Annotated in this window: 16 protein-coding genes and 1 riboswitch; of the genes, 8 read left to right on the top strand and 8 right to left on the bottom strand. The window is 71.2% G+C overall.

Annotated features, from left to right (window positions below; all coding sequences use genetic code 11):
* Window positions 1-107: 107 nt before the first annotated feature.
* Window positions 108-341, top strand: coding sequence for a bacterioferritin-associated ferredoxin (locus ACFWYS_RS19395; RefSeq protein WP_272119364.1), 234 nt, complete (start codon window positions 108-110; stop codon window positions 339-341).
* On the opposite strand, the gene bfr is transcribed toward ACFWYS_RS19395, so the two are convergent.
* Window positions 338-814: a bacterioferritin gene (gene bfr / locus ACFWYS_RS19390; protein WP_384769993.1), complete on the bottom strand. Its 477-nt coding sequence runs from the start codon at window positions 812-814 to the stop codon at window positions 338-340. The two genes, ACFWYS_RS19395 and bfr, sit on opposite strands and share 4 nt — an antisense overlap.
* 177 nt (window positions 815-991) lie before the next feature.
* On the opposite strand from bfr, the gene ACFWYS_RS19385 reads away from it, so the two are divergent.
* Complete coding sequence (locus ACFWYS_RS19385) at window positions 992-1,624, top strand: sulfite oxidase-like oxidoreductase (RefSeq protein ID WP_384769990.1); 633 nt, start codon at window positions 992-994, stop codon at window positions 1,622-1,624.
* A gap of 10 nt (window positions 1,625-1,634) precedes the next feature.
* Here ACFWYS_RS19385 and ACFWYS_RS19380 read toward each other — a convergent pair whose 3' ends face one another.
* From ACFWYS_RS19380 to thiO, 6 genes are all read right to left on the bottom strand, one after another.
* The gene (locus ACFWYS_RS19380) at window positions 1,635-2,120 is read right to left on the bottom strand and encodes a DUF4396 domain-containing protein (RefSeq protein ID WP_384769987.1); all 486 of its coding nucleotides are present in this window, start codon (window positions 2,118-2,120) and stop codon (window positions 1,635-1,637) included.
* Window positions 2,121-2,209: 89 nt separating this feature from the next.
* A complete protein-coding gene (locus tag ACFWYS_RS19375; protein ID WP_384769984.1) occupies window positions 2,210-3,103 on the bottom strand; it encodes a deoxyribonuclease IV in 894 nt (297 codons plus the stop codon).
* 57 nt (window positions 3,104-3,160) lie between these two features.
* Complete coding sequence (gene pknB, locus ACFWYS_RS19370) at window positions 3,161-5,104, bottom strand: Stk1 family PASTA domain-containing Ser/Thr kinase (RefSeq protein WP_384769982.1); 1,944 nt, start codon at window positions 5,102-5,104, stop codon at window positions 3,161-3,163.
* A 100-nt stretch (window positions 5,105-5,204) separates the two neighbouring features.
* Window positions 5,205-5,999 (bottom strand): thiazole synthase, encoded by a 795-nt coding sequence (locus tag ACFWYS_RS19365; protein ID WP_384769979.1) that lies wholly within the window; start codon window positions 5,997-5,999, stop codon window positions 5,205-5,207.
* A 3-nt stretch (window positions 6,000-6,002) separates the two neighbouring features.
* A complete protein-coding gene (gene thiS, locus ACFWYS_RS19360) occupies window positions 6,003-6,203 on the bottom strand; it encodes a sulfur carrier protein ThiS (RefSeq protein ID WP_384769977.1) in 201 nt (66 codons plus the stop codon).
* The gene (gene thiO / locus ACFWYS_RS19355; RefSeq protein ID WP_384769974.1) at window positions 6,200-7,366 is read right to left on the bottom strand and encodes a glycine oxidase ThiO; all 1,167 of its coding nucleotides are present in this window, start codon (window positions 7,364-7,366) and stop codon (window positions 6,200-6,202) included. Before thiO ends, thiS begins: the two co-directional genes overlap by 4 nt.
* Window positions 7,364-7,475: riboswitch (TPP riboswitch) on the bottom strand. It overlaps the preceding gene by 3 nt.
* A gap of 52 nt (window positions 7,476-7,527) precedes the next feature.
* Here thiO and ACFWYS_RS19350 point away from each other — a divergent pair.
* The 6 genes from ACFWYS_RS19350 (at window position 7,528) to ACFWYS_RS19325 (ending at window position 12,617) form a co-directional block, all read left to right on the top strand.
* On the top strand, window positions 7,528-7,878 hold the full coding sequence (locus ACFWYS_RS19350) for a hypothetical protein (protein WP_384769971.1): 351 nt from the start codon (window positions 7,528-7,530) through the stop codon (window positions 7,876-7,878).
* Between the two features lie 86 nt (window positions 7,879-7,964).
* On the top strand, window positions 7,965-9,128 hold the full coding sequence (locus ACFWYS_RS19345; RefSeq protein ID WP_384770178.1) for an NAD(P)/FAD-dependent oxidoreductase: 1,164 nt from the start codon (window positions 7,965-7,967) through the stop codon (window positions 9,126-9,128).
* Between the two features lie 78 nt (window positions 9,129-9,206).
* Window positions 9,207-9,572 carry an Rv2175c family DNA-binding protein gene (locus ACFWYS_RS19340; protein WP_384769968.1) on the top strand — a complete coding sequence of 122 codons (366 nt, stop codon included), beginning with the start codon at window positions 9,207-9,209 and terminating at the stop codon, window positions 9,570-9,572.
* A gap of 245 nt (window positions 9,573-9,817) precedes the next feature.
* Entirely contained in the window at window positions 9,818-10,480 is a 663-nt protein-coding gene (thiE, locus tag ACFWYS_RS19335; RefSeq protein ID WP_384769966.1) for a thiamine phosphate synthase, read from the top strand.
* Between the two features lie 175 nt (window positions 10,481-10,655).
* Entirely contained in the window at window positions 10,656-11,579 is a 924-nt protein-coding gene (gene metF / locus ACFWYS_RS19330) for a methylenetetrahydrofolate reductase [NAD(P)H] (RefSeq protein ID WP_384769963.1), read from the top strand.
* A gap of 57 nt (window positions 11,580-11,636) precedes the next feature.
* Window positions 11,637-12,617, top strand: a complete 981-nt coding sequence (locus tag ACFWYS_RS19325) for a hypothetical protein (protein WP_384769960.1) — start codon at window positions 11,637-11,639, stop codon at window positions 12,615-12,617.
* A 30-nt stretch (window positions 12,618-12,647) separates the two neighbouring features.
* Here the strand turns inward: ACFWYS_RS19325 and ACFWYS_RS19320 are convergent, their stop codons facing one another.
* Entirely contained in the window at window positions 12,648-14,159 is a 1,512-nt protein-coding gene (locus ACFWYS_RS19320) for a phytoene desaturase family protein (protein WP_384769957.1), read from the bottom strand.
* Window positions 14,160-14,165 lie beyond the last annotated feature (6 nt).

Raw genomic sequence — 14,165 nt, 5'->3', positions numbered from 1 at the left:
GATCACATCTGATCCGCGCCCTACAGCACTTTTACGGTTCCTGTGAGCCGGGTAAGGTTAGGTTAGCCTCACCGATCAAGGGGATGGCACATCGATCCCACCGGGAGGTGAACCGCGTGTACGTCTGCAGTTGCTTCGGCATCACCGAGCAGCAGGTCAAGAAGCACGCGGAGGACGGCGCCTGCACCCCCCGCCAGATAGCTTCGGCCTGCAAGGCAGGCACGGACTGCGGGTCGTGTGTACGCCGTATTCAGGCCCTCCTGGGCAGGGGCGCGTGCCCTCGCCGCGAGCTGGCCGACCAGGGTCAGCCGATGCTCACCGACCTGGCGGACGCCGCCTAGCTGGGCTGCTCGATCTGCTGCGCGAGGTAGAGCGCCTCACCGAGCTTGTCGATGAGCTCCAGCTGCGTGTCCAGGTAGTCGATGTGGTGCTCCTCGTCCTCAAGGATCGACTCGAAGATGTTCGCGGACGTGATGTCGCCCTTGGTGCGCATCACCTCGATGCCGCGCTTGAGACGGTCGATCGCCTCGACCTCGACCTGCCGGTCGGCCTGGAACATCTCGGTGACCGTCTGCCCGACCCGCACATGGAACAGCCGCTGGTAGTTCGGCAGGCCGTCCAGCATGAGGATGCGCTCGGTGAGCTTGTCCGCGTGCTTCATCTCGTCGATGGACTCTTCACGCGTGTACTTGGCGAGCTTCGTCCAGCCCTTGTTGTCCTGGATCCGGTAGTGCAGCCAGTACTGGTTGATCGCCGTCAGCTCGCCGGTCAGCTGCTCGTTCAGAAATTCGAGGACCTCGGGGTCGCCCTGCATCGCAGAGGCTCCTTCCACGCGGGGGGAACTGGCTGGTTGCGCCGCATGATTGCACCGGTGACGTAGATCGTCCAGTAAGTCTTCACTTAGTAAGTAAGGGCATGCTTAGTACGCTTTGTTGCGGATTGTGGATGGGTGTGGTCAGGTGCACTGCTCCCGGTCTGTCAGGATGGAGTCATGGGTCAGCCGGTGGAGCGTGAAACTGGAGAAACCGCATACTCCGAGCTTCCGCCGGGACAGCGGGTACAGCGCGGCTGGCCCGTCACGCACTACGGCCCGGTCCCCAAGTTCCGCCCCGAACGCTGGGAGTTCAGGGTGTTCGGGTCCACCGCCGACGGCGAGAAGCACTGCTGGACCCATGACGAGTTCACGGCCCTGCCGTACACCACCGTCGTCGCCGACCTCCACTGCGTCACGAAGTTCAGCATGCTCGGCGCGGAGTGGGGTGGCATCCCGGCCCGTACGATCCTGGAGATCGCCCCGCCCGCCCCGGCTGTCACGCATGTGATGGTGTGGGCGGAGTACGGCTTCAGCTCCAACCTCCGCCTCGCCGACTTCGCCTCCGAGCGCACGATCTTCGCGACCCACAAGGACGGCGAACTCCTCACGGCGGAGCACGGCTTCCCCCTCCGTCTGGTCGTCCCCCATCTGTATGCCTGGAAAGGGCCCAAGTGGGTCCGCGGCGTGGAGTACATGACCGCCGACCGTCGGGGCTTCTGGGAGGAGCGCGGCTACCACAACGTCGGCGACCCCTGGAAGGAACAGCGCTACTCGTACCAGGAGGGGCCCGGGGAAGGCCCCGAGCTCTGACTCCTGGTCCTCAGTGGTACTGGTGGACCACCGCGTGCCCCTTTCCGCGGCCGATCATCCACTTGTTCACCGGCGTCGTGAGAACGAAGGCGACGGCCAGCGCGATCGCCAGCACCCACCAGAACAGCGGGTCACCGAGCCCGGCGTCCATGGCGCCCGGCCAGAGCACGATCACACCGTTGTCGACCAGCTCCATCACGGCGATGGACAGGGTGTCCGCGGCCAGCGCCACCTTGAGCGCGGCACGCATGCCGACGCCGGCCTTCAGGACCCCGCGCAGGGTGAGCGCGTAGCCGAAGAAGAAGGCGAGGACGATCGCCAGGATCAGCGTCGGCACAGCACCCCAGCCGAGCGCGGTGCCGATCACCATGCCCAGCACCTCGCCGATGGCGCAGCCGGTGAGGCAGTGCAGAGTGGCCCGGGCGGCCATCGCCCAGGTGCTGGTGACGGCCACCTCGTGGTGGTGGGCGTGGGTCGCGTGTGCCTCGTGCTGCATGACTGCCCCCAATGCCAGGCTACGGTTCCTGCACCGAGCAAGAACCGTATACCCCCAGGGGGTATTCCCCATCCGGTTTCCGAATCCGGCTATGCGTCCCGAAGTTTCTTCAGCCGCTCCACGTCCGCCGCATGGCCTTCCTTCCCGCCGGGTGTCTCGATGATCAGCGGTACGCCCTCGGTGGCCGGGTGCGTCATCAGCGCCCGGAACGGGTCCTCGCCGATGTGACCTGCGCCGATGTTCTCGTGCCGGTCCTTGTGGGCGCCGACGACGTCCTTGGAGTCATTGGCATGGATCAGCTTCAGGCGGCCCTCGCCGACGGTGTCCACCAGCAGGTCGAGCGTCTGGTGCATGCCGGACGGGCCCGTCAGGTCATGGCCGGCGGCGAAGATGTGGCAGGTGTCCAGGCACACGCCCAGCTTCGGATGGGCGTCCAGCGCCTCGAAGTACGGACCGAAGTCCCAGGTGCGCGAGCACAGCGAGGAGCCCTGCCCCGCCGTCGACTCCAGCAGCAGGAACGGGTCGTCGTCGTGGGTCAGCTCGTCCAGCAGCGGCAGCATGTGCTCGCGCACCTGCTTCAGGGCCACCGAGCGTTCCCGGCCGCCGGTCGCGCTGCCCGTGTGCACGACGACGCCCAGCGCCCCGATCTCCCGCCCGCGCCGCAGCGAATGCCGCAGCGACTCCACCGACTTCTCGACGGTCGCCTCGGTGTGCGAGCCGAAGTTGATCAGGTACGGCGCGTGCACATACGCCGGGATCGACTCGGCCTCGCACACCGCGCGGAACTCCTCGTCCTGCCGCGGGTTCCCGGCCGGTGTGGCCCAGCCGCGCGGGTTGGCGACGAAGACCTGGACGGTCTCGGCCTTGAGGTCGTGGGCGTAGCCGATCCCGACGGAGTGAAGGCCGCCGGCCACGGGGACATGGCCGCCGACGGGGTTGCGGGAGGGGCCCGTGAGGGCGGTGCCGGACTGCTGGTTTCTCACCTGTTCAGGGTGTCATGCGGTCCGGGCCGCCCGGCCACCGGTCAATGAGGGCTCAAGTCACCGGATGGTGATCGTGATCGTCGACCCCTTGGGAGCCGTCTCCCCGCCCTCCACGGACTGCTTCTTGACCGTGTCGCCGAACAGCCCCAGCAGCCCTCGGTCCTCGTCCACCTCGAAACCGGCGCCCTCCAGCGCTGCCCTGGCGTCGTCGACGCTGTCGCCGACCACGTCCGGGACCTCGATCATCTCGGGGCCCTTGGACAGCGTCAGCGTCACGGTGTCGCCCTCGGCGGCCTGCCTGCCCTCCGTCGGCGACTGCTGGGCGACCTGGCCCGCGTCGAACTCGGAGTTGACCCGCGCGGAGGCGATCTTCACCTTCAGACCGGCCTCCGTCAGGTCGGCCCTGGCGTCGGCGAGGCTCTCGCCGGTGACATCCGGGATGTCCACCGGGCTGCCCTTGCTGACGGTGAGCTCGATCGCGGAGCCGGAGCGGACCTTCGTGCCCTTGCCGGGGTTCACGGAGATGATGAAGCCCTGGTTGACGTCGTCGCTGAACTCCTCGGTCTCCATGCCCGGTTCGAGACCGCTGTCCTTCAGCACGGACTTCGCCTTGTCCAGCTTGTAGCCCTGGAGGTCGGGCACCTTCACGGTCTCCGGTCCTCTGGAGATGACCAGCGACACCGAGTCGTTGTTCCGGATACGGGCGCCGGTCTTCGGGTCGGTGCTGATGACGGTGCCGCGCTTGACGGTGTCGCTGTAGGCGCGGGAGACCTTGCCGACGTCGAGCCCGGCGTCCCCCAGCCGCTCCTTGGCCTGCGCCTCGGTCTTGGCGAGCAGCGGCGGGACCTTGGTGAACTGGCCGGAGTTGATGTACCAGACGCCGACACCGAGGCCCAGGGCCAGCAGCACGGCGGCGACGATGACGAGCGGACCGCGCGGCGCACGCGAGCCACCCGCCCGGCGCCGGGGCGGCAGGGGCGGCGGGGTCTCCAGCCGGCTGGTCCGGTTGAAGACGGCCGCGGGATCCGGCTCGTCCTCGTTCACCGGCAGCGGCCGTTGCAGATTCAGCGCGCGCGGGATCACGCTCGTACGGTCGTCGGCGTTGCTGTGCTCCGCCGAGAGCGCCTGCGGCGGCATCAGGTCCAGCTGGTCCGCGCTCAGCGCGGCACGCGTCTCGCGGGCCTGCGCGAGCAGCGCCACGGCGTCGTAGGGGCGGATGCCCGGGGTGCGCGCGGTGGCCGACGCGACCAGCTCGTCGAGCTCGTACGCCAGCCCCGGCACGACCGCCGAGGGCGGCGGGACGTCTTCGTGGAGGTGCTTGTAGAGCACCACGGCGGGGGAGTCCCCGTCGTGCGGCTTGTCGCCGGTGAGCATCTCGTACAGGACGACACCGCACGCGTACACGTCGACCCGGGCGTCGGCTGCGCCGGGCTGCTCGATCTGCTCCGGCGCGAGATAGGAGACGGTGCCGAGGACGGCGCCGGTGGTGCTGGTCACGGTGTCCACGGACCGCACGAGCCCGAAGTCGGCGACCTTGACCCGCCCGTCGTCCCCTATCAGCACGTTCTCGGGCTTCATGTCCCGGTGCACGAAACCGGCGCGGTGCGCGGCGCCGAGCGCGGCGAGCACCGGCTCCAGGATGTCGAGGGCGGCCCGGGGCTGCAGCGCGCCCCGGTCGCGCAGGACGTCACGCAGGGTGCACCCGGCGACGTACTCCATGGCGAGATACACGTACGACCCGTCGGTGCCCTGGTCGAAGACCTGCACGACATTGGGGTGCGCGAGCCGGGCGACGGACTTCGCCTCACGGATGAACCGCTCGACGAACACTCCGTCGACCGCCAGCGCGGGATGCATCACCTTGAGCGCGAGAACGCGGTCGAGGCGGGTGTCCAGGGCCCGGTAGACCGTGGCCATCCCGCCGACCGCGATTCTCGCGTCGACGCGATACCGGCCGTCGAGCACCTGCCCGACCAGAGGGTCCTGAAGGGTCGTATCCACGCAGGCGAGTCTACGAGCCGTCACCGACACAGCTGACGGCCCGGCTGTGATCGGGGCGGTACTGCAGCCGAGCTGTGACGCAAACCACGCAGCCGGGCCGTCAGAAAGCGGGCCGTTCCGGATCCAGCCTCGCCAGCCCCTCCACGGGGGACGACGCCTCAGCGAAGTGCCGTCGGGGAATCCGCCCCGCCCGGTACGCCAGCCGGCCCGCCTCCACGGCATGCCGCATCGCGTCGGCCATCAGCACCGGCTCCTGCGCCCGCGTCACCGCCGAGGCGAGCATCACACCCGCGCACCCCAGCTCCATGGCGAGCGCCGCGTCGGACGCCGTACCGGCACCCGCGTCCAGAATCACCGGCACACGTGCGTGCTCCATGATCAACTGGAAGTTGTGCGGATTGCGGATGCCGAGCCCGGACCCGATCGGGGAGCCGAGCGGCATGATCGCCGCGCAGCCGACGTCCTCCAGCTTCCGCGCCAGCACCGGGTCGTCATTGGTGTACGGCAGCACGGTGAACCCGTCGTCCACCAGCGTCTCCGCGGCGTCCAGCAGCTCGATCGGATCCGGCAGCAGCGTCCGCTCGTCGGCGATGACCTCCAGCTTGATCAGATCCGTGCCGAGCGCCTCGCGCGCGAGGCGGGCCGTCAGCACCGCCTCGCCCGCGGTGAAGCACCCCGCGGTGTTCGGCAGCACCCGGATCCCGAGCTTCTCCAGCACGGACAGCACCGAGCCGTGCACCGACGGGTTCACCCGCCGCATCGCGACCGTGGTCAGCTCCGTCCCGGACGCCACCAGCGCCCGCTCCAGCACCTCCAGGCTGGGCGCCCCGCCCGTGCCCATGATCAGCCGGGACGTGAAGGACGTACCGCCGATGACAAAGGGATCGTCGGCCATGGTTCAGCCTCCTTGGACGGCGGTGAGGACCTCGACGCGATCGCCCTCGGAGAGGGACGTCGACGGCCACTGTCCGCGCGGGACGACGGTTTCGTTGAGGGCGGCGGCCACCCCGGAGGGCGCCGCGGTGAGCATCTGTACGGCGGCGTCGAGCGCCGTACCGGGAGCGACCTCTCGCCGCTCCCCGTTGAGGGAGATGTTCATGCGGACTGCTCCGTGAGTGCGGCGGGAGAAAAACGCCTCGGTGTGAACGGCCGTGCCTCGTCCGGGAGTTCACCGGTGGCCAGGGCGTGCGCCATGGCGTCCCCGGTGACCGGCGTCAGCAGCACACCGTTGCGGTAGTGCCCGGTGGCCAGCGACAGCCCCGCCAGCTCGGTCGGGCCGAGCATCGGCGCGTTGTCGGGGGAGCCGGGGCGCAGACCGGCCCGGGTCTCCGTGAGCGGCAGTTCGGTGATGCCCGGCACCAGCTCATGGGCGTCGCGCAGCAGCTCGTACACGCCGCCCGCGGTCACCGTCGTGTCCCAGCCCAGCTCCTCGCTCGTCGCCCCGACGACCAGCTCCCCGCTCTCGCGCGGCACCAGATACACCTGGCTTCCGCGCACCACGGCCCGCACGGTCCGGTTCAGGAACGGTGCGTACCGCTTCGGCACGGTCAGCCGCAGCACCTGCCCCTTCACGGGGCGCACGGGCGGCAGTACGTCGTCCGGGACTCCGGGCAGCCGCCCGCTGAGGCTCCCGGCCGCGAGGACCACCTGGTCCGCGCCCAGCGCGGTGCCGTCGGTCGTGGTGACACCGGCGACCCGGTCCCCTGCGACATCGAGGCGCTCGGCCCAGGTGCGGTGGAAGACCACACCGGCCCGCTCGCACGCGACCACCAGGGCCCCGGCGAGCTTGCGCGGATCGATCTGGTGGTCCCCGTCCACCCGCAGCCCGCCGCGCACGCCCGGCGCCAGCATCGGCTCCAGGCGCCGGCACTCCCGCCCGGACAGCCACTCGGAGTCCAGCCCCGACTGGCGTTGCAGGGCGTGCAGTTCGCGCAGATGGGCGCGGTCGTCGGCGTCCAGCGCGACGGCGAGCGTGCCGCACTGGCGGTAGCCGAGGTCATGGCCGGTGAGGTCGGACAGCTCGGCCGCGAAGTCCGGGTAACGCCGTGCCGACTCCAGGTTCAGGCCCAGCAGGGTCTGCTCGCCGTAGTGCAGTTCCGTGACGGCGGCCAGCATCCCGGCGGCCACCTGGGCGGCCCCGCCGCCCGGCTCGGGGTCCACGACGGCCGTCGTGAACCCGCGCTGCGCGGCCCGCCACGCCGTGACCAGGCCGATGATTCCGCCCCCGATGACAAGGACGTCTGACGTTCGCGTACGCGACATGGGCGTCCAGCCCCTCCCTTCGCCGGCATGACCCGGATCAGGTTCGTACGGTCGGAGGCCGCCAGCCTCCCTCTCAGCCCGGTGCGTCCGGGCTCCCGCGAGTGCTCTACGTTGGCCACCCTAGCCCGCCCCCACACGTCTCAGTAAGGGAGCCTGTGCCCATGGCCCGCTCGCTCGACGGTCTCGTCCTCGCCCCCGTCGCGGACCAAGCCCCAGGTCAGGTGGGTACCCGGACCCGGTTCAGGTACCACGAGAAGAACGGCGAGATCTGGGCCGAGTACACGGGCGGCGACGTCGTACGCGGGCATCTCGTGGGCACCCGGGACGGTGACCGGCTGGACTTCCGGTATGTGCAGCTGAAGCGGGACGGCACCACGTCGTCCGGCCACTGTGTGTCGACGGTGACCGAACTCGCCGACGGGCGGGTGCGGCTGGAGGAGACCTGGGAGTGGGAGTCGCAGGAAGGCTCGGGAACCAGCGTTGTGGAGCAGGTCACTGAGCACGACTCCTGACTGACAAATTGTCAGTTGTCTATGGTGATCAGGTGAGCGAGCAGACGACGCAGTCGCAGCGGAAAGTGGTCGTCGCCGGCGCCGGCATGGCCGGAGTGCAGACGGCGGTCGCCCTGCGGGAACAGGGCTTCACCGGCACCATCACGCTGATCGGCGCCGAGCCCCATCAGCCGTACGACCGGCCGCCCCTGTCCAAGGCCGTGCTGCTCGGCAAGGCCGAGGGCTCCGCCTTCGACGTCGACTTCGAGGCGCTCGGCATCGACCTGCGGCTGGGCCGCGAGGTGCTGGGCGTACGCACCGCCGACCGCGAGCTGGACACCGAGTCCGGGCCCGCGCCGTACGACGTCCTGGTGCTCGCGACCGGTGCCGAACCGATCCGGCTGCCGGGCGCGGAGGGGGTGCCCGGGGTGCATCTGCTGCGCACCCTGGACGACGCCGAGCGGCTGCGGCCGGTGCTGGCCCGGCAGCACGACATCGTGGTCGTCGGGGCGGGCTGGATCGGCGCGGAGTTCGCCACGGCCGCGCGCGAGGCGGGCTGCGCGGTGACGGTCGTGGAGGCCGCCGACCGGCCGCTCGCGGGGGCGCTGCCCGCGGCGGTGGCGGCGCCGATGACCGGCTGGTACGAGGACAGCGGGGCGGTACTGCGCACGCACACGCGCGTGGCGCGCGTCGAGCCCGGCGCGGTGCTCCTCGACGACGGTACGCGGCTGCCCGCGGGCGCCGTCGTGGTCGGCATCGGGGCGCGGCCCGCGACGGCCTGGCTGGCGGGCTCGGGCATCGAGCTCGGCGCGTACGGGGAGGTCGTGGCCGACGACCATCTGCGGACATCCGTGCCGGACGTCTACGCGGTCGGCGACTGCGCGTCCTTCCCCTCGGGGAGGTACGGCGAGCGCCTGCTGGTCCACCACTGGGACAACGCCCTCCAGGGCCCGCGCACGGTCGCCGCGAACATCCTCGGCGAGACACCCGCGGTCTACGACCCCGTGCCGTACTTCTGGTCCGAGCAGTTCGGCCGCTTCGTCCAGTACGCCGGCCACCACGCCGCCGCCGACACGACCCTGTGGCGCGGCGACCCGTCGGGCCCGGCGTGGACGGTCTGCTGGCTGCGGGACGGCCGCCTGGTCGCCCTCTTGGCGGTGGGCCGGCCGAGGGATCTGGCGCAGGGGCGGCGGCTGATCGAGTCGGGCACACCGATGGACGCGCAGCTGCTGGTGGACCCGGCGCGGCCCCTGAAGGCGGCGACGGCGTAGCGCGTCGGGGGCGACGGATCCTCCCGGGTGGACCGGCCTGGCTTCCGACTGTCAGTGGCAGATGGCAGGCTTGTTCCTGTGACCGAGATTGACGCAAAGATCGATGCTCTCGTCCCCGCCTGGCTCAACCTGCCCGACATCGCCGAACAGCTCGGCGTCGAGGTGACGCGCGTCCGGCAGCTGGTCAAGGAGGGCCAGCTCATCGCCGTACGCCGTGGTGAGAACCGCGCGCTGCACGTCCCTGCCGCCTTCATCGACGGGGACAAGGTCGTCAAGGGCCTGTCCGGGACCCTGACGCTGCTGCGGGACGACGGCTTCACGGACGAAGAGATGCTGGAGTGGCTGTTCACCCCCGACGAGAGCCTGCCCGGTACCCCCGCACAGGCCCTCAGCGAGAATCGCGGCACGGAGGTGAAGCGCCGCGCCCAGGCGCTCGCCGTCTGATCTGAACACCCGGATCCGAACACCGTTCGGCGTACGGGCCGGGGCCGGTCGGCCACGGCCGCGGTCGAGCACGGCCCCACGGCCGTGGCCGACCGCGCTCGCCGGGGCCCGTACGCCCTCGACGACAGCGCCGCCGCGGGCCGCCGGCCGGTACCGCCCGTGCGCGCCGCTCCGGCTACCGTGCCCGGGGTCCGGCACCAGCCCGACGTCACCCGCCCGGCAACCCGACCACCAGGGGGTACCGCATGTCCGACACCGTCACCGCAGCCACCGCCCATAGCCAGCTCGCCGACGCCCGGCTCTACCTCTGCACCGACGCCCGCAGGCGGCAGGGCGACCTCGCGGAGTTCCTGGACACCGTGCTGGCCGGCGGGGTGGACATCGTGCAGCTGCGGGACAAGGGCATGGAGGCGGGCGAGGAGCTGGAGCACCTGAAGGTCTTCGCCGACGCCTGCGCCCGGCACGGCAAGCTCCTCGCGGTCAACGACCGTGCCGACGTGGCCCATGCCGCCGGCGCCGACGTCCTGCACCTCGGCCAGGGCGACCTCCCGGTCCCCGCCGCCCGCGCGGTCCTCGGCGACGACGTCCTGATCGGCCGCTCCACGCACTCCGACTCCGAGGCCGACGCGGCCGCCGCCCAGGACGGCGTGGACTACTTCTGCACCGGCCCCTGCTGGCCCACCCCCACCAAGCCCGGCCGCCACGCCCCCGGCCTCGACCTGGTCCGCCACACGGCGGCCCTGGGCACCGACCGCCCCTGGTTCGCCATCGGCGGCATCGACCTCGGCAACCTCGACGAGGTGCTGGAGGCAGGCGCCCGCCGGGTCGTCGTCGTACGGGCGATCACGGAGGCGGACGACCCGGGCGCGGCGTCGGCGGAGTTCGCGAAGCGGCTGCGGCAGATGTAGCCGCGGCAGACCGAGGCCGCCCGTCTCAGTCGGCGGTCGGCCCCGTCGCGGTCCCCTTGGGAAAACACTCTTGTTTTGGCCGTTCCTTGTCCAAGGAGTGGACAACAGCCCGACAAATCGGGCAAATGTCCGATGTTCGGTTGGGGGACCGGGGGGCCCTGGTTAACCTGCGAGTATGGCCCTCGGCACCGCATCCATCAGGTCGGACCACGCTCGTACCGTGCGCGAGATGCTCGCGACCGGCAAGACGACGTATTCCTTCGAGTTCTACGCGCCCAAGACCCCGAAGGGCGAGCGGAATCTGTGGAACGCGCTGCGCCGGGTCGAGGCCGTCGGGCCCGACTTCGTCTCCGTGACCTACGGCGCGGGCGGTTCCACCCGCGCCGGCACGGTCAAGGCGACCGAGGCGATCGCCTCGGACACCACGCTCACACCGATCGCCCATCTCACCGCCGTCGACCACTCGGTGGCCGACCTGCGCAACATCATCGGCCAGTACGCCGACGCCGGGATCCGCAACATGCTGGCCCTGCGCGGCGACCCGCCCGGGGACCCGCTCGGCGAGTGGGTGCCGCACCCCCAGGGCCTGGCCTACGCCGCCGAACTCGTCGAACTGATCAAGACGTCCGGCGATTTCTGCGTGGGCGTCGCGGCCTTCCCCGCGATGCACCCGCGCTCGGCGGACTGGGAGAGCGACGTCCGCAACTTCGTCGACAAGTGCCGGGCCGGCGCGGACTACGCGATCACGCAGATGTTCTTCGAACCGGAGGACTACCTGCGTCTGCGCGACCGCGTGTCGGCCGCCGGCTGCGACACCCCGATCATCCCGGAGATCATGCCGATTGCCAGCGTAAAGACGCTGGAGCGGATCCCGTCCCTCACCAACGCGACCTTCCCGGCCGCTCTGAAAGAGCGGATCCTCACAGCAAAGGACGATCCGGCGGCTGTACGCTCGATCGGGATCGAGTTCGCCACGGAGTTCTGCGCACGGCTACTGGCCGAGGGAGTGCCCGGACTGCACTTCATCACGCTCAACAACTCCACGGCGACCCTGGAAATCTACGAAAACCTGGGCCTGCACCACCCACCGCAGGCCTAGACCGGCCGTACTGGTATACGTCACACTGCGTAGGCGGCCAATGGGAGAGGGGCGTACATGGGCTGGACGGTCCTCTACATCGCGTTCGGCGTCGTCGCGCTGTGGCTGCTCGGCGAGGTGCTGCTGCAGTACAAGGCGCGCCTGCGCTGGCGGCTGCTCGCCTTCCTCGGCTTCCTCGGCGTCGTGGCCGGGGTGCTGATCTCGCAGGTCGTCGTCATCGGACTGGGCGCGGCCGCCTTCGCCGTCGGCCAGACCTACGTCACGCTGTCGTTCCGCCGCGGCTTCTCGGCGGGCTGGGCGGTCTCCGCACCGGCCCTTGGCCCCCTGGCCACCAAGCGCCGCCGCGACGAACCGGAGCGCCAGGAGCCGACCCTCCAGGTCTCCGACCTTGAGGCGTCCGAGGGCGGATTCGGCGGAGGCGACGACCCATACGGTCACGACGACCGCAGGTACGCCCAGGACGGCGTCGGCTACGGCCAGGACGACTACGACCGCGACGACGTCTTCACCCCCTCGCGCCAGGCCCAGCCCACCGCCGCCGAGACGACCTCCGTCTACGAGCCGCAGCCCATGCCGGAGGACACCGGCTCCTACGGCATATACAGCGACAACGCCTACGCCGCCGCCAACCAGGACTACGCCGCCGCCGGCCAGCCGCAGGACCAGTACGCGACCGCGGACCAGGGCTACGGATACGACGGCTACTCCGGCTACGACCAGCAGCAGTACGGCTACGACGCCAACGGCCAGCAGCAGTACGCCGCCTATTCCGACCCGTACATCGGCGCCCAGACCTACGGCGGCGCCGGCTACGACGCATACGGTCAGCAGCAGCAGTACGGCCAGCAGGGCTACGGCCAGGACCAGTACGCCACCGGCACCTACGGCGAGACGACCCCGCCCGGCGGCGTCTGGGTCCCCCAGCAGCGCACCGACGAGGCCTACGGCGGCGACCTCCCGCCCGAGCAGCCGTACCCGTACCAGGGCAACGGCCAGCAGGGGCAGGGCCAGGGGTACGACGAGCAGTACCGGTTCTGACGGCTTACCCGAACTCGGCCTGGCCGGGGATCACTGCGAGCCCCGGAACTCCGGCCCCTCCACGATCAGCCCGGCCACCAGCGCGCCCGACATACCGGCGTGGGGGAGACCGCCACCGGGGTGGGACCAGCCGCCGACGGTGAACAGGCCCGGTACGCGGGTGCTGTTGGACGGGCGCAGGAAGCTCCCCTCCGCCGCGGCCAGCGCCGGCGTCGGCACCCCGCCGCCCTCGGCCCCCGTCTCCTGCCGGGTGTGCTCCGGTGTACGGACCTCGCGCCACAGCACGCGCTCACGCAGACCGGGCAGGGCACGCTCGGCGGCGGTGACCATCCGGTCCGCGAAGGCGTCGGCGGCACCCGCCGCGGTCCAGTCGTACCGCGTCTGCGACGGCACCGTGGCCGTGAGCACCACGGACTCGTGCGCTTCGTCGGGGCGCAGGGCCGCGTCGTCCGGGCGGTCGATCCGGACCGTCGGGTGTGCGGGCGGCTCGCCGAGCCCGAGGGCGTCCAGCTCGGCCTGCCGGTCCGGGGTGTGCACCACCGTGCGGTGAGCGGCGCCCGCGTCCCGTGCCCCGCGCAGCGCCAGGCAGACCACCGCCCGGCCCGGGGACATGCCCTCGGGGCCCGGCTCGATCTCCTCCGCCGCGTACAGCTCACGGCCGCGCGTCAGGCCGCTCAGGCGCCACGGCCCGTTGCCGACGACCATGTCGGCCTCCGCCACCGCGCCGTCGGCCAGCTCCAGCCCCGCCGCCCGGCCGTCCTTCTCCACGACCCCGGTGACCTCCGCACCGAAGTGGAACTCGACCCTCCTGGCCACGCACCGCTCGTACACCGCCCGCGCCAACTCCCGTATGCCGCCGCGCACATACCAGATCCCGAAGGCGTGCTCCAGATACGGCAGCACCGCCGCGCTCGCCGGGGTGGCACGGGGATCCAGGCCGCAGGCGAGCGCGTGGCCCTCCAGCAGGGCGATGAGCCGGGGGTCGCGCAGCTCCCAGGCGCCGACCTCGGCGAGCGTGCCGGCCCGGCGGGTGCGCAGGAGGCGCTTGTGCGGGACCGACGGATAGGGCTCGCGCTCGGCCAGCACCTGCCAGTTGGGCCACAGGGGCTCCTCCAGCAGCGGTCTGCGCGTCCGGTCCCAGGCCTCGCGGGCGCGGACCAGGAAGTCCCCCCAGCGGTCGCCGGTCCCGGCGCCGAGGGCCTCGTCCAGAGCGGCCACCACACCCGCGCGCGAGGCGTTCGGCAGCGACACCTCGGTGCCGTCGGCGAAGACGTGCCGCGCCGACGGATCGACCTGGACCAGCTCGACGCACGCCTCCAGCGGCTCCTTGCCGGTCTTGATGAACAGATCGCGGTACACGGCGGGCAGCGGGAGCAGTCCCGGTCCCGTGTCGAAGCCGAAGCCGTCGCGCTCGAAGCGGCGCACCGCTCCGCCGTACGTCTCCGTACGCTCGTACACCGCCACCCGGTGGCCCGCGACGGCCAGCCGGGCAGCGGCCGCCATCGCGCCCATCCCGGCGCCGATCACCGCAATCCGTGCCATGCGTGG

The organism is Streptomyces sp. NPDC059010 (assembly GCF_042740355.1).
Classification (GTDB): Bacteria; Actinomycetota; Actinomycetes; order Streptomycetales; family Streptomycetaceae; genus Streptomyces.
Note: the sequence above shows the minus strand (reverse complement) of the source record. Positions and strands in the feature narration are given on the sequence as shown.